The sequence below is a fragment of the Spirillospora sp. CA-108201 genome (assembly GCF_050936235.1).
Taxonomy (GTDB): domain Bacteria; phylum Actinomycetota; class Actinomycetes; order Streptosporangiales; family Streptosporangiaceae; genus Spirillospora.
The window spans coordinates 8,242,624-8,262,929 of record NZ_JBNJNE010000001.1 but is presented as its reverse complement, the minus strand read 5'-3'; the positions used below and the strand labels follow the sequence as shown (position 1 = coordinate 8,262,929).

Here is a 20,306-nt window from a genome sequence, read left to right as displayed (position 1 = left end):
CGCCACTTCACTCTCCCGCGATCTCGTGCAACATGGTGACGACCTCGTCGGTGCCGGCGAACGCCGCGCGTTCGAGGACCTTGCTGATGCTGGGTGATGCCTCGCCGCCGGTGAGGCGGTGAACGGGAGCATCCAGCCAGTCGAAGAACCGCCGCTGAATCTCGTCCGCGAGCCAGCCTCCGTACGACGTGCCCCGCGCGCCCTGTTCGGCGATCAGCACTCGGCCGGTCTTCCGGACGCTGGCCTCGATCGTCTCCCAGTCCAGGCTGGCCCGGTCCAGCCAGCGCAGATCGATGACCTCGGCATCCGTGCCCACCTCGGCGACGGCGTCCAGGACGTGCCGGGACATGGCGAGGTAGCTGAGGATGGTGAGCTCGCTCCCCTGCCGCCGGACCGCCGCCCGGCCGACGGGGAGGTGGTAGTCCCAGTCGTCGGGAATCCCGGGGCCCGAGGATCCGTAGAGGTCGACGTGCTCGAGCACGACCACCGGGTCGTCGCAGGCGAGCGCGGTGTTCATCAGCCCGACGTAGTCGAAGGGGGTCGAGGGAGCAACGACGCGCCAGCCCGGAGCGGCGGCAAAGATGCCGGCCGGATCCATCGAGTGCTGCGAGCCATAGCCGGTGCCCATCGCCACCTTGCTCCGCAGCACGAGCGGCACCGCACCGGTCCCCCCGAACATGTGCCGTGCCTTGCCGATCTGGTTGAACAGCTGATCGGCCGCGACCCACATGAAGTCGGCGTACATGAACTCGATCACCGGCCGGAAACGCCCGTCCATCGCCATCCCGCCGGCCAGACCGGTGAAGGCGTTCTCCGAGATCGGAGTCCCGAGCACACGGTCAGGGAAGCTCTCCTTGAGGCCGCGGGTGGCTCCGTTCGTGCCGCCGTTGAGCCGGTGAATGTCCTCCCCGAGCACCACGACGCGGGGATCGGTCTCCATCCGGCGCCGCATGACCCCTGCGACGGCATCGATGAACTTCACCTGCTCGAGGCGATCGGCGTGGTCATCGGTGTCGGAGAACCGAATGTCCGCGAGCTCGCTGAGATCACTCCTGACCCCCTCGTCGACGAAGCCGGGGTCGGGCCACTCGCCCGGTTTGATCTGCCGCTCGCGCGGCTTGCCGTTCGGCTTCGGCTCCAGGATCTTCGACGTGAGCTCCGACATGAGTTCCCGGGTGCGAGCCATGGCCTCCTCGACGTCGCGATCGCCGAGGACGCCTCGACGCCGCAGGTGTCCGGCCGTGGCGTCGAGCGGGTCTCGCTCGCGCCACTCGGCTTCCTCCTCCTTGCTCCGGTACCGGAACGCGGAGCCCGGGAACGGGCCGTTCTGGTGGAAGTAGCGGTAGACGTCGGCCTCGATCAGGGTGGGCCCGAGCCCCGAGCGCATGTGGTCCAGCGCCTCCCGCATGGCCAGGTGCACGGCGAGCGGGTCCATCCCGTCCACCTTCCAACTGCGGATGCCGAAGCCCGGTCCGCGGCCGGAAAGACGGGGCTCGCCGGTCACCTCGGAGATGTGGGTGGCGACGGCGTACTGGTTGTTCTCGACGAAGAAGCAGATCGGCAGGGACCAGGCGGCCGCGAGGTTGAACGTCTCCAGGGTCGACCCGATGTTGATCGCACCGTCGCCGAAGTAGGTCACCGTGACGGCATCGGTGGCGGCGTTGCGGTGCGCCCACGCGGATCCGGCCGCGAGCGGAACGCCGCCGCCGACGATCGCGTTCGTTCCGATGGCGCCGGCCTCAAGCCGCTGCAGGTGCATGCTGCCGCCGCGCCCGTGGCTGAACCCGCCTTCCAGCCCGCAGATCTCACGCAAGGTGCGCAGCAGCGCCGCGTGAACGTCGTCAGGCCACGCGTTGGTCGGATCAAGGCCGTCAGGATGCAGATGAGTGAGCACCTTGGCCAGGAACTGGTGATGGCCTCGGTGGGACCCGTTCACCGTGTCATGAGTGGTGAGCGCGATACAGGATCCGACGGCGCCGCCCTCCTGACCAATGCTGGAGTGAGCGGGACCGTGGACGAGGCCCTCCCCGGCAAGCTGCAGAACGAGCTCCTCGAAAGCGCGTATCAGGACCAGCTGGCTGAACATCGAGGTCAGCAGCCGGGGGGGCGCCGCGTCCCAGTCGTCCTGGGTGACAGTGGACTCTGTCCACTCGGTGGCCGGGTCAAGGCGGCGGGTCTCAGGCATGGCGGTCCTTCCACGATCTCATTCGCGGCCCACCTTGACATGGATTGGATCCAAAAGCAATCCTAGCTACGCAACACAGCCCGCCGTCTGTGCATGGTGGACCAGTAATGGATCCGAAATGGAGCTCACCTTGGGCATTCCCGGCCTCGCCCGCCTCGACCACGTCGGCTTCACCGTCCCGGACCTCGACGCGGCCCGCGACTGGCTCGTGGACGTCATCGGCTGCGAATACCTCTACTCGCTCGGACCGTTCGACACCGACGACGTCTGGATGGCCCAGCACCTCAACGTGCCGCCCGGGACGGTGATGCGGAGGCTCGACTTCCTGCGCTGCGGCAGTCAGGCGGTCTTCGAGGTCTTCCAGTACGACGCGATCGACCAACACGGTGTCCCACCCCGCAACAGCGATGTCGGTGGCCATCACGTCGCGCTCTACGTCGAGGACCTCGATCGCGCAGTGGATCACCTGCGCGATCGAGGCGTGACCGTGCTGGGCAACCCGACCTCAAGCCGGGGGGCGTCCGAAGGACAGCGCTGGGTCTACTTCCTGGCTCCGTGGGGAATGCAGTTCGAGCTGGTCTCCTACCCCCGTGGAAAGGCGTTCGACCGGCAGCCGGGCTCGCGTCCCCAGGCGCAGTCGTGACGTGGCATCCCGCTGTGCCCGAGTCCGTCATCGCACTCGTCGGCTCGCTCGTCCCGGAACAGGGGCTGCGCGCGGGTGGCGAACGCCGGGGCGCAGCGGATGGCCAGACGTCGACGATCGATGATCCGGCAACGGGTGCACCGGTCGCCGAGATCGCGGACGCCGATGAGGTCGACGCCCTCGCCGCGGTCGATGCGGCCGCTGCCGCGGTCTCGGCGTGGGCGGCCACGCCACCGCGACGACGCTCGGAGGTGCTGAGACGTGCCTACGAACCCCTGATCGCCCGGAGCGAGACGTTGGCGGCTCTGATCTCGCTGGAGAACGGCAAAGCCTTGCCCGATGCCCGGGCCGAGGCGCGTTACGCCGCGGAGTTCTTCCGCTGGTTCAGCGAGGAAGCTGTCCGGCCCGAGGGGCACTACGGAGAGGCACCCGACGGCGGCGCACGCATCGTCGTCACCACCCGGCCGGTCGGCGTCGCGGCGCTGGTCACGCCCTGGAATTTTCCGGCCGCGATGGCCGCCAGGAAGATCGGACCCGCTTTTGCCGCCGGTTGCACCGTCGCGCTGAAGCCAGCAGCGGAAACGCCGCTGACCGCCCTGGCGGTCGCGGGCGTCCTCACCGAGGCAGGCGCGCCACCTGGAGTGGTCAACATCGTCCCCACGACCAGACCGGCCGGGGTTGTTTCCGCCTGGCTGTCCGACGAGCGGATCCGAAAGATCTCGTTCACCGGATCCACCGGCGTCGGCCGGGCCCTCCTGGCTCAGGCCGCGTCTCGAGTCGTGAACTCGTCGATGGAGCTCGGCGGCAATGCGCCGTTCGTCGTCGCGGAGGACGCGGATGTCGACGCCGCCGTCGGCGGCGCGCTGGTGGCGAAATTCCGCAATGGCGGGCAGGCGTGCACCGCGGCCAACCGGTTCTACGTCCGCGAAAAGGTACTGCCCAGCTTCACTGCTCGATTCGGCGAGGCGATCAGGTCCCTGAAGGCGGGACACGCCTTCGACGGAGGGACCGAGATCGGCCCGGTGATCAGCGCCCGTGCGGCGCACCGGATCCGCTCGCTGGTGGACAGGGCAGTCGCCGAGGGTGCCGTCCTGGCCGCCACGGCATCGGTCCCCCGGTCCGGAGGCTCGTTCGTTGAGCCCGCATTGCTGACCGATGTCAGGTGGGCGCATCGATCCTGCACGAGGAGATCTTCGGGCCGGTGGCTCCCGTCGTGTCCTGGGCCTCCGAGGAGGACCTGCTCGATCAGGTCAACGCCTCCGAGCTTGGCCTCGCGGCGTACGTCTACGCCGCGAACCTCAGGTGGGCACTGCCTCTCGGCGAGCAAATCGAGGCGGGCATGGTCGGAGTGAATCGCGGCGACGTCTCGGCCCCCGCGGCGCCGTTCGGCGGCGTCAAGCAGAGCGGCCTCGGTCGCGAAGGGCCCGCGAGGGAATCCGCGAGTTCTGCGAGGTCCAGTACCTCTCCGTCGACTGGTGATGAAGAGCAGCGCATCGCCGCACCAACCCGGGTGTGGCAGGGAGAAGAGATGACGATGGCCGAACCTGACGACGTGTCCGCCCGCGCTGGCATGGGCAAGGCGGTGGAAGGCCCAGCGGTCGTCGCACCGGGCCTCGATCCGAGAATGGTGCTCGATTCTCCGACGGACTGGGTGAGCGACCACATCCGCCGTTATGTCGAGACCGACGGCGAGGACGGGCATGACTTCCCGGGCTTCCCGACGCTGCTGCTGACCACGCGCGGGCGTGCCTCCGGGCTGTTCCGCCGCACCGCGCTCATCTACGGACAGGACGCTGATCGTTATGTCCTGGCTGCGTCGAACGCGGCCTCTGCGAATCAGCCTCACTGGTACCTCAACCTGTGTGCAACCCCGGTGGCCGAGGTCCAGGTGCGAGCCCGAAAGCTGATCGCGCGGGCAAGAACCGCTGAGCCGGACAAACGCGACCGGCTGTGGTCCTTGATGACCTCGATCTTCCCCAAGTACGACGAGTACCAGGCGTCGACCGACCGTGCGATCCCCCTCATCATCCTTGAGCCCGTGGCTGAGGCCGCCCCCCGGATCAGAGAGATGCGTTGAACACCGTCCACGAATCAGCATTGCATGGCCGGGTCGCCCTCATCACGGGCGCAGCAGGCGACCAGGGTCGTGCGCACGCACTGCGACTGGCGGATGCGGGTGCCGATCTGATCCTGACCGACCTCAGTGCGACTGACACGCAGCGTGAGCGACTCGCGGAGACCTCGCAGTTGGCTCGGGCGCGCGGTGCTCACGTGGTGGCCGGGCCGGCGGACGTTCGCGTCCCGGCCGAGCTCGGCGATCTCGTCGAGCTCGGCGTGGCGGGGCTGGGCCGGCTGGACGTGGTCGTTGCGAACGCCGGCGTGATCCGCACCGGCTCGACTCTCGAGACCAGCCAGGACGACTGGCAGCTGGCGCTGGACGTCAACCTGACCGGCGCCTGGAACACATGCAGAGCAGCCCTGCCGCACCTGATCCGTGGTGGTCGAGGTGGCTCGATCATCATGATCGGGTCGATCTATGCACTCCGCGCAAGCGGAACTGCCGTCGCGTACACGGCCTCCAAGCATGGGCTCCTCGGCCTCGCGAAGGCCCTCGCCGTGGAGTTCGCGCCGCACTCCATCCGCGTCAACTCAGTCCACCCGACCACGGTGCTGACCGAGATGCTTCTCGCCATCTCGCCTCAGGTGGCTCCCGACGAGCTCGCCGATCACTACCTCGGCTTCAACGCCCTGCCGGTCCCGTGGGTTGAGCCGACCGACGTCAGCAGCCTGGTCGCGTTCCTCGCCTCCGACGAGGCGCGCTACATCACCGGCGCTGCCCTCCCCGTCGACGCAGGCACCCTGCTACTGGGACCTCGCGCCTCAAGCTCTTAGAGCTTTGGGTCCGAGCAGGTGGCGGTGCAGTGCTGGTCGCCGATCTCGAAGCTGTATGCGGACCCGGCTGCGATCCTCAACTTCTACGGCAAGAACACCACGAACTACGGCTCGTCTTCGCCGGCGTCGTCATGTCGGCGCTGCCGGTGCTCGTCCTGTACATCCTCATGATGAAGCAGTTCATCAGCGGCGGCGTCGCCGGCGCCATCAACGCTGAAAGGAATCCGCATGGCGAACGTCCCCATGCCGCGGCACACGCCGGGCGACTCGTCCTGGTTCACCAACGACAGATTCGGCCTGTTCATCCACTGGGGCCTCTACGCGATGGGCGCGCGCGGCGAGTGGGTGCAGCGCAACGAGGCGATACCCGCGGACGAGTACGAGGCGCGCTACTTCGGCAGGTTCGACCCCGACCTGTACGACCCGGTCGCGTGGGCGGACGCCGCGGCGAACGCCGGCATGAAGTACGTAGTCGTCGTCACCAAGCACCAGGAGGGCTTCTGCCTCTGGGACACCGAGCTCACCGACTTCAAGGCACCGAACACGCCAGCGGGCCGCGACCTGCTGCGGCCGATGCTCGATGCGTTCCGCGCACGCGGACTGCGTACCGGCCTGTACTACTCGCTGATCGACTGGCACCACCCCGACTTCACCGTCGACGTCCTGCACCCGCTCGCGGGTGCAGGCGACTGGGCCAAGCTGAACAAGGGCCGCGAGATGGACACGTACCGGGAATTCGTCAAGGGGCAGATCCGCGAGCTCCTCACGGAGTACGGGCCGGTCGACGTGATGTGGCCCGACTTCAGCTACGATCCCGCGTCGTTCGCGCTGATGGCGAATCGCTCCCGTCCTTCGGACCAGCCCGTGCCCGACACGCCGTTCCCCGGCGACACGACGCGGTCGGGCAAGGGGGCGGCGGACTGGCACAGCGAGGAACTGCTCGCAATGATCAGGGAGCTCGCCGGCCCCGACGTCCTCGTCAACGACCGGCTGGGGCTCGACGTCGGCTACGACATCACGACGCCGGAGCAGGGTGTGCCGAGGACCTGGCCGCGAGTGAACGGTGAGCCTGCGCTGTGGGAGACCTGCCAGACGTTCTCCGGCGCGTGGGGTTACCACCGCGACCAGTCCACATGGAAGAGCGTCGAGCAGCTCGTGCTGACGCTCGTCGACGTTGTGGGCAGGGGCGGTAACCTGCTGCTCAACGTCGGCCCGACCGGCAGGGGTGAGTTCGACGAGCGCGTGCTCGACCGGCTGAACGGGATCGGGGAATGGATGAGGCAGCACAGCCGGTCGATATACGGCTGCACGCAGGCACCTGACGATGTCCTCACGGCCCTTCCCCCCGGCGTGCGCGCCACGTACAACCCGACGACCAGCAGGTTGTACCTGCACATGGCACAGTGGCCGGCAGAACCGCTGGTGGTTCCCGGCCTGCGCGACCGGGTGGCCTACGCGCAGTTGCTGCACGACGGTTCGGAGGTGCGCCGCCCGGCCGAGAAGGGCCCGGCGGTGCTGCACGAGCCGGAGGACAGCGCACTCTGGCTCGGTCTGCCGACGACACGGCCGAACGTGCTCCTGCCCGTCATCGAGCTGTTCCTGAAGAACTGAGCGGAGGCCTGACGATAAACACCATCAAGGAGATCGCGCGACGCTACTGGTAGGCGAAGGAGTCGCGCGACGTCTCCGCCATCCTCGCGTTCTTCACGCGGGACGCCGAATGGTACGGGCTGTGCGTCAGCGCGCACGGGCACGACGAGATCGGCCGGTTCTACCAGGAGAGCGCCGAGCGGTTCCCAGGCTCGAGGTCGAGGTCGTGCGGGTGACCGGCGGTCCCGAGGAGGCGGCGCTGGAGTGGACGGCGGTGTTCACCGACACCACCGGCGAACGATACGACGCCGCAGCGTGAACGTGATGCGTCGCGACGGCGACCGCATCGCTCACCACCTACCACGACCCGAGTACACGCGCGCCGCGCAGGGGCCTGCCCGCGCAGGTCGCGATCAGCGACCGGTTCGCGGGCAGGCACGTCCTCGCCGCCGGTGCGGGAAGCGGCATCGGCGCAGCGACCGTACGCCAGTTCGTCGCGGAAGGAGCGCACGTCACGGGCGCCGACGTCAGCGGCGAAGGACTGGAGAGCCTACGTGGGTCGCTCGACGGCGACGACCGCCGCACCCTGTGCATGTGCGCCGCGCCGCCCTACGGGCGCGGCGATCCCGTCAACGACCGTGTCGCGCGGTTGCTGTTGTGCCGCGTCGACGTTGCTCATGCCGAAAACCTCATCCATGCAGGTCACGCGGCATGCTCGTACTGGTTGAGGATTCCACCGAGACGCTGGCGTCTTCGTACGTCCAGAACGGCGATCTGGTCAGGGTCGATGATCGGCAGAGGCAGTGGAGTGCACGGGCGGGCGTTCGAAATGCCCCGGTGCGGCCGGTGCTCGTTGTAGAAGGTTTCGAACTCACGCAGCGTGTGGAGGAGGTGGCGCTGGTTCCAGATCAACGTCCGGTCCAGCAACTCTTGGCGGCAGGTCTGTACCCACGTTCCATGATCGCGTTCATCCGTGGCATCCGCACCCCGGTGAGCACGATCTGGATGCCCGCGTCGGCCAGGACCACATCAGACAGCTCAGGGAACTTGCCGTCGCGGTCCCGGATCGACCACCGCGCCCGGCAACCGGCATCCTCCAGATCCATGACCAGGTTCCTGGCCCCCTGCGTCACCCAGGAGGCGGTCGGGTGCGCAGTGGCACCCAGAGCCCGGATGCTGCGGCTGTGATGCTCGATGACCGCCAGCACGTACAGCCGCGCACCCGTAAGCGTGACCGTCTCCAGGAAGTCGCACCCCAGCAGCACCTCGGCCTGAGAACGCAGAAAGCTGGCCCAGTTGGTGGAGGAACGCTCGGGCGCCGGATCGATGCCGGCGTCCTTGAGGATCTCCCGGACCGTGGAGGCGGCCACCTGGATACCGAGCACCAGCAGTTCGCCGTGCACCCGCCGATGGCCGCAACTCGGGTTCTCCCGCACCAAGCGGAGTACCAGGGCCCGGATGGAGCGGACGGTCGGCGGGCGACCGGACCGCCTCGGTTTCGAGCGGGCCGCCTTCAGGCCGTCCTTGGTCTTGATCGCCCAGCGTGGTGAACGCATGCACGTGCCCCCTCAAGGAACGCCTCCTACCCGCAGGTCGCGAACACCTGATGGACCGCCTTGCCCGAATACGACATCCGGTAGGCGAACAAGGAGCACTTCGTCATCACCTCGGCCAGCCGCACCCACAACTCACCGAAATCGACCTCGGCCTTCAGCCTCAGCGGATGATGTTGCGGAATGAACACCTTGGCCGGGCCACGGCCCTCCTCGATCCAAATCTGGGGCCGGCGGGGCGGAACACATAGTCACGACCGTCGTGTAGCCGACATCGGCCATGCCGTGCTCGGCGGCCGGCCGGCCGTAGATCCGCCTGGGCGTGTACCACTGCTTTCGGGGCGCGTCCAAGTCCGTCCGCAGCCACTCATCGATGATCTTCTTGAACGGTTCTAACTTCGGTGACCTGCGCACCGGCGTCTTCCGTGGCGCCGGCGCCGGCCGTGTCACGCCTCCCGCACCAGCCGACGATGTACCCCCGTACTTGCGCCGAAGGTGAGACGTCGCCGGCCGACCTGGCAGGCGAGAACAGCGTCAGACGCTCCACCGTCCACCGCATCATCCACAGGCCGCCCGCCGGACAGAGCTGACGACCGGCGCACGGATGATCGGTGCCTGAACGACCGGCGGCGCCCGGCAGGGCGTGACACTTCGGCGTTCAGTCGGATTCGGCGTCTGTGCTCGCCGGTCCGGCCAGGAGGCGTGCCAGCAGGTCACGGAGGTGCTGCTGGTCGGAGCCGGGGAGTTCGAAGAAGGTCCGGGCCAGCGAGTGGGCGCTGGAGCGCAACTGCCGGCGTTTGTGCTCGCCGGCCTCGGTGAGCACCACGTGTTTGACGCGGCGGTCGTCCGGGGCGGGGCGGCGGGTCACCAGGCCGCGACGTTCCAGGCCGTCGACGATGCCGGTGACGTTCGACGGCTCGCATGACAGCCAGTCGGCCAGTCGGCGCATCGGGGCGGGGCCGGACAGGTTGGTCAGGACGAGCGCCTGGGCCGGGGGAAGGCCGAGCTGCGCTGCGGCGGCGTTGAACTGGGCGCGCAACCGCCCGGTGACCTCGAAGACCAGAGCGCTCAACTCGGCCACGACCGCATCCGCATCGCCACCGGCACCGGTTTCGGCGGCGGCCTCGGCATCGGCTTCGGAGCTCATGCGGCCAGCATAGCCGCCACTTAAGCCGCTGAACTTTTCAGCTTCTGAAGTAAATGCTACGCTCCGAGGAAAGCTTCAGGATCTGAACTATAAAGCAGCTGAAGGAGATGTCGTGAGGACGCAAGTGAGCGCGAGCGGGTGCGCGGGCCTCCGGAGCACACGACGTGCGCGGGCACTGGCCGTGGCGGGTGCAGTCGCGGCCGCGCTGGCGGTCTGGGCGGTCGGGGATCCGCTGCTGGGCCATGACCTGGTCGTCCAGCAGATGGGACAGGAGCCGCGGGACCTGGGGGCGGCCGCCATCGGCGTCTTCGCCCTGATCCCCTCGCTGCTCGGCTGGGCGCTGCTGGCCGCGCTGGAGCGGGTGACGCCGCTGGCGGCCCGGATCTGGACGGCCGCCGCCCTGGCGCTGCTCGCGATGTCGTTCCTGCCCGTCATCGGCGTGCAGGCCGCCGGCGGCAGCAAGGCGGTGCTCGCTCTCACCCACGTGGCCGTTGGAGCCGTGCTGATCCCCGTCTTCCACCGGACGGCCAGAGCCCGCCGCGCCGACGCGAGGAGCGGGCAATGACGGCGCCCGAAGACGAGATCCTCGACAGCCCCACACCCTGGGTCGCCGACCACATCCGTGCCTACCTCGAGACCGACGGCGTCGAAGGCCACCTCTTCGGGGGCTGGCCGACGCTGCTGCTCACCACGCGAGGCCGCCGGTCCGGCAGGCTGCGCCGCACCGCGCTCATCTACGGCCGGGATCGGGACCGCTACCTGTTGGTCGCCTCGAATGGCGGCGCGGACCGCCACCCGGCCTGGTATCTCAACCTCACCGACACCCCGAGGGTGTCGCTGCAGGTCGGACCGGACCATCTCACCGCCACCGCCCGCACCGCCACCGCAGAGGAGAAGCCCCGGCTGTGGCAGATCATGGCCGAGTTGTTCCCCCAATACGCCAAGCACGGAAACGGATAGACGAACCATGAAGACGCGACCCGCCCTGAGCGACCCCGAAGCGCCCGTGAACGCGCGGACGGTGGCAGCCGACTTCGCCGCGATACTGCAGCGGGCCGGCGAGACCCGCGACGCCGACCTCTACGACTCCGCCTTCGCGGCGGACGTACTGTGGGGCAGCCCCTACGGAGCGACCGTGGCGGGCTACGCCGAACTGAACGCCATCCACCGACGGCTCATGAGGGCGAATGCCGCACCACCATCACGGTTCGAGGTGGTCACCGCACTCACCCCCGCACCCGGCGTGGTGGTGACGCACATCCGCCGGCAGGCGGCCGACACCGGCGGATTCTCCGAGATGGCACTGTACGTCCTCGTCGAACGCGCCGGGCGATGGTGGCTCGCGGCGGCACAGAACACCCCCATCGGCGAATCACCGCCGCACAACTAAAGACGTCATCTCATTCGGTTTCAGGAGGTGAACGTCGACGTGAACCTGTTGGGATCATCCCCGCGCACGCGGGGATGATCCCTCCGCGTAGCCCGCCATACTAGACGGTGGAATCCACAGCGACGAGATCTCCAGGTTGTTGTCCCGGCGGCGTCGGCGTAGGGGTGTTTGTGCCCGCCCGAGGCTCGAACCTGCGCAGCACCGGACCGTGTCCGCTCGTTGTTTGCTCGTATGTCGCGGCCCTGTCGCCGCACCCTGCGCGCTCCGCCTCAATCGCCCCTCCACTGCCGCTCTGGCGGACACCGACGTCAAAATCCGGTGGTCAACACATGCCGGTCACCGGCGTGACGCCTCCGGCAAGTGGACGACACGGCCGGATGCTGCCGTTCGGCCGGGTTGAGTGCGGGCGTTGAGGATGACGGCGGCGGCGTCCTCGGCCGATTGGCGGGCCAGGTCGGGCAGGACGCTGGTGTAGGTGTCGGAGGCGATGGTGATCGACGACAACCCCAGCGTCTCCTGCACCACCTTCAGGTCATGCCCGGCCCGCAGCAGGATGGTGGCCGCGCCGTGCCGCAGGTCGTGCAGCCGGACGGGCGGGAGCCCCGCCTCCATCGCCGGCAGCAGCCAGGTAGCACCTGTGAGGTGCCCGGATCTGCCGGACAGGTCCACGGTCACCCACGTCTGTTGCTGGCTGTCCCGCCCAGAAGCAGGTGCGCAGCGGGCATCGCGGGGTACGCCGGCCGGTGCGCTCTTGCCGTCCAGCACCGCCATGGCCAGGCGGTGGCCCTGCCACTTGTGTGGCGCGGCCTCGGCCTGCGAACTCGGGAGAGCTCACCACAGCGCCGCAAAGGCGGTCAGGAGTTGCCGCGGGCGACCAGGCCGGATTCGTAGGCCAGGACCACCAGTTGGGCGCGGTCCCGGACGTGGAGCTTGGTCATGGCCCGGTTGATGTGGGTCTTGGCGGTCGACGGGCTGATCACCATCCGGGCGGCGATCTGGTCGTTGGACAAGCCCTGCGCGACCAGTGCGACGGCCTGGTTTTCGCGGTGGGTGAGTCCGTGCAGTCGCCCCATGACGGGAGTGGGAGTAGACGGCTGGGTGATGTAGCGGTCGATCAGTCGGCGAGTGATCGACGGTGCCAGCAGCGCGTCGCCGCGCGAGGCGACGCGGACCGAGTGCAGGAAGTCCTCGGGCTGGATGTCCTTGACGAGGAATCCGGCGGCGCCGGCGCGCAGCGCGTCCAGAACGTGGTCGTCCAGGCCGTAGTTGGTCAGGATGACCACGTGCACCCCGGCCAGGGCAGGGTCGGCGGCGATGCGCCGGGTCGCCTCGATCCCGTCCATGACCGGCATTCGGATGTCGATGAGTGCGATGTCGGGCAGGTGCTCGCGGGCCAGTTCCAGGCACTGACTTCCGTCGTCGGCCTCGGCCACCACCTCGATGTCGTCTTCCAGATCGAGGAGCGCGCGGAAGCCGCTGCGAATGAGCGGCTGGTCGTCGACCAGCAGGACACGGATCACGGCGTCGGGTCCACGGGGAGTTCGGCCTGCACGGTGAAGCCGCCCTCTTCGCGCGGACCGGTGCGCAGCCGGCCCCCCAGGGCGGCGACTCGTTCGCGCATGCCCAGCAGCCCGACACCGGGCGCGGCGGCAGGGTCGGGCGTGGCCGTACCGTCGTCATCGATGCGTATCGCGAGCACGTCCGGACGGCAGTCGATCCGGACGGTCGCGGTGGCGGCACCGGCGTGACGGGCGATGTTGGTCAGTGACTCCTGCACGATCCGGTAGACGGTCCGGTCCACTGAGGCCGGCACGCCGTGTCGCTGCCCCTCGATCGTCAACGTGGCCTGCAAGCCGGTCGCCCGGGCTCGTTCCACCAGTTCCGGGACGTGGTCGACTCCACGCGGCGGGGCCGTGCCGTCATCGCGCAGCGCCTCCAGGGTCGCGCGCAACTCCCGAGTCGCCTCACGTGCGGCCTCCTGAATCGCCAGCAGGGTCTCTGGTACCTGCTCGCCACGCCTGCGGGCCACATGCACCGCGGCTTCGGCCTGGACTTTGATGATCGAGATCTGGTGGGTGAGCGAATCGTGCATCTCCCGTCCGATACGCAGCCGCTCCTCGTCGGCGCGGCGCCGGGCGGTCTCCTCTCGGGTGCGTTCGGCTTCATCCGCCCGCCGCTCGGCCTGCCGCAGTGCCTCCCCGGCGGCGCCGGCGGCGATCAGCCAGGCAATCTCGAGAGCGCCGCGAGCCTGCGCGAGCGCTGCGCCCACGCTGTGCAGGCCCGAGGCCAGGGCCGCGAGCGGGAGGGCGGCAAGCACCGTCACGCTGGCCGCCACCGTGACAACACGGTGTCCCGCCCGCATGGCGGCGTACACCGCGAACAGGTACGCCACCGCGGGAACATCGAACCCGGCCGCCTGGTACCCCACCGCGCACAGCCCGGTGACCGCCAGGACCGGCACCGGCGCGTGCCGGCGCGCGGCCAGCGCCAAGCCCCCGGCGCCCAGCAGCACGGGCCCCAGCAGCTCCAGGTCCGTGGCGGAGTGTCGGCCGGAAAGCCCGGTGAACAGCAGCGTCGCCGCCACGCAGACGGCGATCGCCCAGTCGATGACCGCGGCTCGCACACCGTGCCGTCCCGTACCCATGCGCGCACCTTAACCGGAGGCCCGCGCGAGCGTCTCCTGCGCGCGGACGAGGAGCGGCTACCGCACCCGCGGTAGCCCGTCCACTTGCTACCGCGCCGGCGGCAACCGGCTACCGCCTGGTCGGCAGCGCAAGGTGTCCGCATCTGCTGGACGACCGGCAGGCACTCCGGGCGACATCATCAGCGGTGTCCAGCCGGCCGCAGCACCAGAAGGAGCATCATGTCCATCCCTCACCTGATCGCCGCCGCCGATCCCTATGCCATGAGCGTCGGGCGGCTCGGGGCCATCGTGGCCGCGCTGACGGCACTGGCCGGCGCGATCACCGGTGGGTTGGCCCTGGCCCGCTCCACCGGCCGTATCGGCAACGGCGACGGCGACGGGCGGAATGGTGCACGGTTGGCTCTGACGGCAGCGGTGATCGGCACCATCCTCGGCGGGCTGGTCGCGGTCACCTCCGACGGAAGTCTCGGCACCGGCAATGGGCTGGGCGGAGCCCTGGTCGCCCTGCTCGTAGGGCTGATCGGCATGACACTCGGAGGGCTGGCTCTGGGCCGCGCCCGAGGCACTGGCTGACCGGCAAACCGAACGACGCGGTCACGCAAAAGCATTCTGGCGGGACACCTGTACCTATATTCGATTCGGACACAGGAAAGAGGGTGACCGCCGACCCGGCGAGCCGAGGGCTGTCTTGTTTGACGACCGATGACAACCTGGCCCACCGATTGCCTTTCTGTATCGAACGCGGCGCTTGGCGATTCCAGCTTGATGCTCCGGTCACGCACTGCGGCGCCCGACCCGACAACGGGTCGAAGAACGACAGAAAGCCTGCGAATCCTCTGGTGGGGCAGGAGGGTTGCGAAAGATCGCCCGGCCTACCAGGGCTTCTTCGTTTTTCAGGGCCTGTCGCACTACCCGCGACCATGCTGTGATCACCTACTTGCCAGCGCCGATTGAAAATCGTGCATTCAAGCGGAGCCACAGATAGGACGCCACTGAGCGGTGGGGCAGGAGCATGCCGGGGTGGACATAGACAACTGTCGCGCCCGAGCCGAAGAAATCTTAATCAACGGCCCTCAGGAATTTGCGCTCCGAATCCGCTTCCGTTATCGTCCGGAACAGGAAGTAGCTCAGCTCTTCACCCGCCAATGCGATGGGAGACAAATCATGGCCACCACATTCACCCCTGGCAACCTGGCAGAACTTCACGCGAGCCGGCGTCGTCGGGAGGAGGCGGCACGGGCGGAAGCCGGCATCGTCAAGTCGGCGGACGTCGAGCTCCTGACCATGCTCATCGCCTTCGTCCACCAGCCTGGGCGTTTTCGCGGCGAGGAGCTGGTTTGGGCGGAAGTCTTCGTTGGCGAGACTCGAAAGAGGCTGAACGAGATCGCTGACGTCAGCGACGGGGAGGACCCGATCCGGGGACTCCGCGATCGTTGGCTCGACCTCTTCCCGTCAAGGGGCCGGGGCGTACCGGGTTTCGAGGACGTGAAGTTTCGGCGTCATCGCGCCCTCAGTCTGCTCCTGGAGAACACGAGGTCTCTGTTGGTGGACAAGTGCCCTGACATGGACAAGTGCCCTGACATGGGCCCGCAGCCGGAGCGCGTCCAACCGGCGGACGTCCATCGTCTGGCGGTGCTCGTCGGGCTCCTCCGATAAGCCTCCCACTCGCAGGCCCCGAACCGTGGCCGCGAGTAGGAGATATCCAGCGCCTCGTCTCCAGCATCTGGGGGAGGCTTCAAGAGATCGCCGCGATCGAAGGCAAGGACGCCTCGTTCCAGGACGCCGTCGCTCAGTGGCGGACGTTCTACCAAATGGACAAGCCGTTCTGCAGCCGGATCGGTACTCAGGCTTTGGTGGAGACGGACGTCAACTTCGCCATCGGCCTCGCCCAGATCGTGCAAGTGGACCTGGGATCCAAGTGCCCCAATGGGGCGGAAGGCGCCTGCCTGCTGGAGCAACTCCTCGGGTAGACGCCGCATACCTGGAGCGCGGCACGGGACCCCCGTGCCGCGCTCCACCTTTATGCGCGACCGACCGCTTCATGCGGGTGCCTCCGCCGCGGGCCCGTCCGTCTCCGCCGCCGCGCCGATCCGAGACCGGCCGTTGTCGCTCGCCGTCGTTACGATCGCCCTCGATCGAGCAGGCGACGGCGGGGAAGCAAATGATCGTCGAGAGGACGGGGGACCATGAGCCGTGATGATGGCCGTGGGGCAGGGCATCGACCTGTGCCCGGGGTCCTTCAGCATTCGCAACTGCCATCTGATCCGACGGTCGCGGGTTCGAATCCTGCCGGGCGCGCAACAGCCTGACCCGCATGAACACCCTCCCCAGGTCCCTGCGGGTGACGATTGTTGTATCGGCGGTGTCCGAGCACAGCCAGACGGTCAAGGGAACCATCCGGCGCGGGCCGCTCCGAGCGGTTTCTCGGCCGATAGGCGAGTCGGGCGGTACTTGGTTCATGTGCTGAGTGACCCGAGACGGTCACCCGGTCCCCGTGCAGTAATGAAGCACCGCTGACAGGCCCGAACTTCATCCCAGAGCGGGTAACGAACCGATCAGAGTCTCCGCCGGGCTCGCTGTCGACGCCCCGGTGCCAGATCAGCGAGTCCCGTTGTCGCAATGCCGTCACTCTTGGTAGTCATGGGCGGTGGCCCACAACTCTGATGTGACACCACCCGAGCGCGACGAGCCGTGGCGGGTTCGTCCGACCCGCGACGGGCTGCAGGTCACCCTGCAGCCCTGCCCTCCCTGGTGCACACGGAGCATTTCGATGCCGACGCCTACCTGCATCTGGAGGATGGGGTCCATCACCTCAGCGAGCCGGTAGACGCCCTCACCACCGACGTCTGCAAGGTCCCCGACGGTGAATCGGCAACCGCCCAGCTGTGCTTGACGGCGTTCGTTTCGCCGCTGAACGCCGCGCCCGGCCTCACCCAAGTCGAACTTGCCCTTCTCGACAGCGAAGACAGCGCTGTGGCGCTGACCCCCGAACTCGCCTGCCGCTTCGCGGCGGTACTGCACGACCTGGGCGAGCGAGCGGCACACTGACCCGCCGTACGGAGAGGCCAGTGGGTGACGCCCCTACGCCCGCCAACGCGTGCGCCTTACCGCCGAAAACGCCAACTGATCCTACTCGAAGCCTTGGCTAGAAGGCGGCCAACGAGCCCTCGATGTCGATCGAACCGAACTCATTGCGCATAACGGGTGCGCGGGGCAGGAACCGCGACCCCTCTCGGGAGAAGACCGCCGCAAGCCCTCTTCGGTCGTGAACTTGCAGGAGGTCAGGAGCTAGGGGATAGTCTTAGCAAGCCCCTTCCAAGATGGGGTTCGCGTGAAATCGCCAAAAAAGCAAATCAAGGAGAGATAGTGACAAACAAAATAAGAATGGTCGCCCGCGCATGTTAGGCGCCGATACAGAGATTCCGGCCAATGTAATCGAGGCCGTATCGGCATGTTGGCCCGACCTGGCCTCCGCCTGGCTGGAGAAGACTCCGGACGAACTAGCGCGAATATGTGAGCGATACGAGGGGCGTCCTGTTCGGACCTTCAACTCTCGCTACGGGTTCGTAGTCGAAGTCGCAACAGCTCACGAACAGTTGGTCGTCAGGTCCACGCCTGATCCACTAGGAATGGATCAGGCGCAGGTCGCGCAAGCACTTTTCAACATGGGCGTAGGTCCGCACATCTACGATGTCGTCCAAACACCAGTCGGCGTGTGGACCGTAGCAAGCCGCATTTTCCCGGGTGACTCATTGAAGGGCAGAACAGTATCGGTTGAACGCCTGGCTCCGATCTTTCGGAAGATGCTTGATCGGAAGACGGAGAATGACAGGCTTCCAACTCTCGCCGACTGGCTGCGCTCCAGACTCAATGACGAAAGGTCGAACGACCTCCCGTCAGGACGTACCCGGGCCTCACGCGATGAGCGACGACAAGCGGCCGCCATCCTTGAGGACCTGGGAGCTGGGGACTCAAACACGGTCTGTCATGGCGACGCATCCTCAGGCAACATTCTCCTCGGGGCCGGTGGGGAGCTACTCCTGATCGATCCTCGCGGGGTCAGCGGCGATGTGTGCTATGACGTGGCCGTAGCCGCGTGGAAGACCCCGACTGATGAACAGGCATCGGTTCGGGCCGCGAATCTAGCACGCCTGGTCGGAGTCGACACGGAACGTGTCCAGGCATGGCTGATCATCGCAAAGGCAGCCCGCGTCTAGCGGAGGTCTCCATGATTCGAGCGAAGGAGCCCGGCAGAATATTGCCGGGCTCCTGTTCCCCCGTGCACCACCGGCGATCGTCGTCCGTGCGCGTCGGCCAGCTTCTGCAGCGCGTCCGCGAACGAGATCCTGACGGACGAACTGCTCACCGGCCGGTGGATCATGAACAACAATTCCGCCTACAACGCCCGCAAAACCCGGCTGGACTGTAGAGGCATGGGGCGAAAGCAACTGCACATTGCCTTCGAACTACTGCAGAGGACTGGCACTGACACCTCCGCCGTCATCATCCATGCCTTCAAGCCCAACTGACTGGTCACCGAGCAATGAGGCAATTCCAACCTGGGTCCGCAGGCCACGGGCTGGTTGTCTCCCGCGCGGCGTGGGCGACAACGAGGGAGTTCCTGACAGATCGAGACTTGCGACGATCTTGACCACCAGGCGCTTCACCTGTTCTCTCAGCTTGTTCTTTAAGCTGCCTGGCCGAAGCGAGCGGTGAGGGTTGTCTCGCGTCTGATCGTTTTGCCGACGTCGTGGATGGTGGCGGGCTGGCGGTTGGTGGAGCCCGGCGGTCGTCCGGGGCCGGGTGTGGTGGGTTTCGGTGCGCTGGCCGGGCAGGCGAGGGTCGGGTGGATGTTCCGAAACCCGCGGCGGACACGGGCGGGGGTGAGCCGGCGGGGCTCGGCCGGTTTCTCCCAGGGTCGTCGTAGGTCGTCGGCGAGCCGTCGGGCGAGCCGGAGTCGGGTGTGGGCGGCGATGACGATCCAGGTCCAGCGGTCGGCGGCCTGGGGGGTGCGGAGCTTGGGACGGGTCCAGCCCAGCGTCTGTTCGAACAGCCGGAAGGTGTGTTCGAGGTCGAAGCGCCGCAGGAAGGCGTGCCAGAGCCGGTCGGCATGGTCGGCGGTCGCGCCGGTGGCCGAGGACCACAGCCAGACCGGTTTGGGGTCACCGGTGCCGGGGATGCGCTCGACCTCCAGCCGGATCAGGGTGCCCTCGATGATGGGCAGCCTGCCTTCGTGGTCGAGCCAGGCGGCGCGGTGGGTGAGGCGTGGACGCAGCCGGTCCCACGACATCGCCGTCGCGGTGCCGTACCGCGCCGTCCGGGTCGTGGTGGTGTGCTGCGGCTGCGGCCAGGTCGCCGGGTTGGCCAGGGCGAACTCGCCGCCGTGCCGTGGCGGCCGTCCGATGAAGTGCGGGTCGCGGGGCGGTGCGGGCAGCCGCAGCCCCCGGTCGCAACGGATCCTGCCGACCAGTTCGACGGGCAGATCACGCAGGGCGAACGCCGGCCGGGTGACGTCGTGGCCGGCGTCGCAGACGATCAGGATGTCAGGGTCGCCGTCACGCCACCGCCCGGCTGCGAGCAGGCGTTCCACCACCTGGCGCAGCTGGGCGGCGGTGACCGCGGTGGCGTCGTCGGCGGGGCCGAGCCGCACCGCGTCCAGCACCGCCGTCCACGAGGTGCGGCCCGTCTCCAGCGCCGCGACGAACGAGTACGGCCAGCCCGGGATGAACTGGGACTGGCTCTTGGCTCGCCCGTAGACGTGGCAGAACAGCCGGTCGGGCGAGGTCGCCGCGTCCGGCCGCAACCACGGGCTGACGTCGACGGCCAGCACGATCCGCCCGCCCGCCGCCCGAGGCGGCGGCAACGCCGCCAGCGCCCAACGCAGCCGCGCCACGTCGATCCGGCCAGAGTTGAGCCCGTCGTGCAGGGCACCGTGCCCGCGCCGGTGCTCGGGCACCAAGGTCAGATCCACCAGCGTCTTCACCGGCCCGTCCGCGCACAGCACCGCGTCCGTCAGCTCGAACAACACGTCCGCCCGCGCGGTCAAGCACCCGAAGAAACCCGCCCGGAACCGGGACAACACGCTGCGCTCATCGACACCAGCGCGCTCATCCAGCACACTCAACCCACGGCCTCCACGGTCGATCACATGTCTTCTTGGTCGTTGACACATGATCACGTGGAGGCCGTCCCATGTCCGCCAAACACCGCAGATCGCCACCGGGCGGCCAGGCAGCTTAAAGAACAAGCTCAGTGCGCGTTT

The 20,306-nt window shown here is 68.0% G+C and carries 23 protein-coding genes and 2 pseudogenes; 14 read left to right on the top strand and 11 right to left on the bottom strand.

Features of this window, described 5'->3' with window-relative positions; translation table 11 throughout:
* Positions 1-7: 7 nt before the first annotated feature.
* Positions 8-2,185, bottom strand: coding sequence for an alpha-ketoacid dehydrogenase subunit alpha/beta (locus tag ACQEU6_RS39660; RefSeq protein ID WP_499338836.1), 2,178 nt, complete (start codon positions 2,183-2,185; stop codon positions 8-10).
* A 118-nt stretch (positions 2,186-2,303) separates the two neighbouring features.
* Between ACQEU6_RS39660 and ACQEU6_RS39655 the strand changes: the two genes are divergently transcribed.
* The 4 genes and pseudogenes from ACQEU6_RS39655 (at position 2,304) to ACQEU6_RS39640 (ending at position 5,720) form a co-directional block, all read left to right on the top strand.
* Positions 2,304-2,828 (top strand): VOC family protein, encoded by a 525-nt coding sequence (locus ACQEU6_RS39655; protein WP_499338835.1) that lies wholly within the window; start codon positions 2,304-2,306, stop codon positions 2,826-2,828.
* Positions 2,829-2,893: 65 nt separating this feature from the next.
* A pseudogene (locus ACQEU6_RS39650) lies at positions 2,894-4,307 on the top strand (NAD-dependent succinate-semialdehyde dehydrogenase).
* A gap of 49 nt (positions 4,308-4,356) precedes the next feature.
* Positions 4,357-4,905: a nitroreductase family deazaflavin-dependent oxidoreductase gene (locus tag ACQEU6_RS39645; RefSeq protein WP_499338834.1), complete on the top strand. Its 549-nt coding sequence runs from the start codon at positions 4,357-4,359 to the stop codon at positions 4,903-4,905.
* Positions 4,902-5,720 (top strand): SDR family oxidoreductase, encoded by an 819-nt coding sequence (locus tag ACQEU6_RS39640; RefSeq protein WP_499338833.1) that lies wholly within the window; start codon positions 4,902-4,904, stop codon positions 5,718-5,720. Before ACQEU6_RS39645 ends, ACQEU6_RS39640 begins: the two co-directional genes overlap by 4 nt.
* A 104-nt stretch (positions 5,721-5,824) precedes the next feature.
* Here ACQEU6_RS39640 and ACQEU6_RS39635 read toward each other — a convergent pair whose 3' ends face one another.
* Entirely contained in the window at positions 5,825-5,950 is a 126-nt protein-coding gene (locus ACQEU6_RS39635) for a hypothetical protein (protein WP_499338832.1), read from the bottom strand.
* Here ACQEU6_RS39635 and ACQEU6_RS39630 point away from each other — a divergent pair.
* Positions 5,949-7,331 (top strand): alpha-L-fucosidase, encoded by a 1,383-nt coding sequence (locus tag ACQEU6_RS39630; protein ID WP_499338831.1) that lies wholly within the window; start codon positions 5,949-5,951, stop codon positions 7,329-7,331. The genes ACQEU6_RS39635 and ACQEU6_RS39630 overlap by 2 nt on opposite strands.
* Positions 7,332-7,402: 71 nt before the next feature.
* Positions 7,403-7,546 (top strand): annotated as a pseudogene (locus tag ACQEU6_RS39625) (nuclear transport factor 2 family protein); the annotation flags it as partial.
* A gap of 314 nt (positions 7,547-7,860) precedes the next feature.
* Here the strand turns inward: ACQEU6_RS39625 and ACQEU6_RS39620 are convergent.
* The 5 genes from ACQEU6_RS39620 to ACQEU6_RS39600 form a co-directional block, all read right to left on the bottom strand.
* On the bottom strand, positions 7,861-7,989 hold the full coding sequence (locus ACQEU6_RS39620; protein ID WP_499338830.1) for a hypothetical protein: 129 nt from the start codon (positions 7,987-7,989) through the stop codon (positions 7,861-7,863).
* A 23-nt stretch (positions 7,990-8,012) separates the two neighbouring features.
* Positions 8,013-8,222 (bottom strand): hypothetical protein, encoded by a 210-nt coding sequence (locus ACQEU6_RS39615; protein ID WP_499338829.1) that lies wholly within the window; start codon positions 8,220-8,222, stop codon positions 8,013-8,015.
* Positions 8,219-8,866 (bottom strand): hypothetical protein, encoded by a 648-nt coding sequence (locus ACQEU6_RS39610; protein WP_499338828.1) that lies wholly within the window; start codon positions 8,864-8,866, stop codon positions 8,219-8,221. Before ACQEU6_RS39610 ends, ACQEU6_RS39615 begins: the two co-directional genes overlap by 4 nt.
* A 26-nt stretch (positions 8,867-8,892) precedes the next feature.
* Complete coding sequence (locus ACQEU6_RS39605; protein ID WP_499338827.1) at positions 8,893-9,054, bottom strand: hypothetical protein; 162 nt, start codon at positions 9,052-9,054, stop codon at positions 8,893-8,895.
* Positions 9,055-9,521: 467 nt separating this feature from the next.
* Positions 9,522-10,010, bottom strand: coding sequence for a MarR family winged helix-turn-helix transcriptional regulator (locus tag ACQEU6_RS39600; RefSeq protein WP_499338826.1), 489 nt, complete (start codon positions 10,008-10,010; stop codon positions 9,522-9,524).
* Between the two features lie 112 nt (positions 10,011-10,122).
* Here ACQEU6_RS39600 and ACQEU6_RS39595 point away from each other — a divergent pair, with 112 nt between their 5' ends.
* The 3 genes from ACQEU6_RS39595 to ACQEU6_RS39585 are packed head-to-tail and all read left to right on the top strand — an operon-like array spanning position 10,123 to position 11,400.
* Entirely contained in the window at positions 10,123-10,575 is a 453-nt protein-coding gene (locus ACQEU6_RS39595) for a DUF6069 family protein (RefSeq protein ID WP_499338825.1), read from the top strand.
* Positions 10,572-10,970: a nitroreductase/quinone reductase family protein gene (locus ACQEU6_RS39590; RefSeq protein WP_499338824.1), complete on the top strand. Its 399-nt coding sequence runs from the start codon at positions 10,572-10,574 to the stop codon at positions 10,968-10,970. The genes ACQEU6_RS39595 and ACQEU6_RS39590 overlap by 4 nt, the downstream gene beginning before the upstream one ends.
* 7 nt (positions 10,971-10,977) lie before the next feature.
* The gene (locus tag ACQEU6_RS39585; protein WP_499338823.1) at positions 10,978-11,400 is read left to right on the top strand and encodes a hypothetical protein; all 423 of its coding nucleotides are present in this window, start codon (positions 10,978-10,980) and stop codon (positions 11,398-11,400) included.
* Between the two features lie 336 nt (positions 11,401-11,736).
* Here the strand turns inward: ACQEU6_RS39585 and ACQEU6_RS39580 are convergent, their stop codons facing one another.
* From ACQEU6_RS39580 to ACQEU6_RS39570, 3 genes are all read right to left on the bottom strand, one after another.
* The gene (locus ACQEU6_RS39580) at positions 11,737-12,171 is read right to left on the bottom strand and encodes a tyrosine-type recombinase/integrase (RefSeq protein ID WP_499338822.1); all 435 of its coding nucleotides are present in this window, start codon (positions 12,169-12,171) and stop codon (positions 11,737-11,739) included.
* A gap of 83 nt (positions 12,172-12,254) precedes the next feature.
* Positions 12,255-12,920, bottom strand: a complete 666-nt coding sequence (locus tag ACQEU6_RS39575; RefSeq protein WP_499338821.1) for a response regulator — start codon at positions 12,918-12,920, stop codon at positions 12,255-12,257.
* Entirely contained in the window at positions 12,917-14,044 is a 1,128-nt protein-coding gene (locus ACQEU6_RS39570; protein ID WP_499338820.1) for a sensor histidine kinase, read from the bottom strand. Before ACQEU6_RS39570 ends, ACQEU6_RS39575 begins: the two co-directional genes overlap by 4 nt.
* A 219-nt stretch (positions 14,045-14,263) precedes the next feature.
* Here ACQEU6_RS39570 and ACQEU6_RS39565 point away from each other — a divergent pair, with 219 nt between their 5' ends.
* The 5 genes from ACQEU6_RS39565 to ACQEU6_RS39545 all read left to right on the top strand — a co-directional run bounded on the left by ACQEU6_RS39565 (position 14,264) and on the right by ACQEU6_RS39545 (position 18,261).
* Positions 14,264-14,617: a DUF6223 family protein gene (locus ACQEU6_RS39565; protein ID WP_499338819.1), complete on the top strand. Its 354-nt coding sequence runs from the start codon at positions 14,264-14,266 to the stop codon at positions 14,615-14,617.
* Between the two features lie 591 nt (positions 14,618-15,208).
* A complete protein-coding gene (locus ACQEU6_RS39560) occupies positions 15,209-15,700 on the top strand; it encodes a hypothetical protein (protein WP_499338818.1) in 492 nt (163 codons plus the stop codon).
* Positions 15,701-15,855: 155 nt separating this feature from the next.
* A complete protein-coding gene (locus tag ACQEU6_RS39555) occupies positions 15,856-16,014 on the top strand; it encodes a hypothetical protein (RefSeq protein ID WP_499338817.1) in 159 nt (52 codons plus the stop codon).
* Positions 16,015-16,795: 781 nt separating this feature from the next.
* Positions 16,796-17,092, top strand: coding sequence for a hypothetical protein (locus ACQEU6_RS39550; protein ID WP_499338816.1), 297 nt, complete (start codon positions 16,796-16,798; stop codon positions 17,090-17,092).
* A gap of 350 nt (positions 17,093-17,442) precedes the next feature.
* Positions 17,443-18,261 carry a phosphotransferase gene (locus ACQEU6_RS39545; protein ID WP_499338815.1) on the top strand — a complete coding sequence of 273 codons (819 nt, stop codon included), beginning with the start codon at positions 17,443-17,445 and terminating at the stop codon, positions 18,259-18,261.
* A 470-nt stretch (positions 18,262-18,731) separates the two neighbouring features.
* On the opposite strand, the gene ACQEU6_RS39540 is transcribed toward ACQEU6_RS39545, so the two are convergent.
* Positions 18,732-20,216, bottom strand: coding sequence for an NF041680 family putative transposase (locus ACQEU6_RS39540; protein ID WP_499338814.1), 1,485 nt, complete (start codon positions 20,214-20,216; stop codon positions 18,732-18,734).
* Between the last annotated feature and the right edge of the window lie 90 nt (positions 20,217-20,306).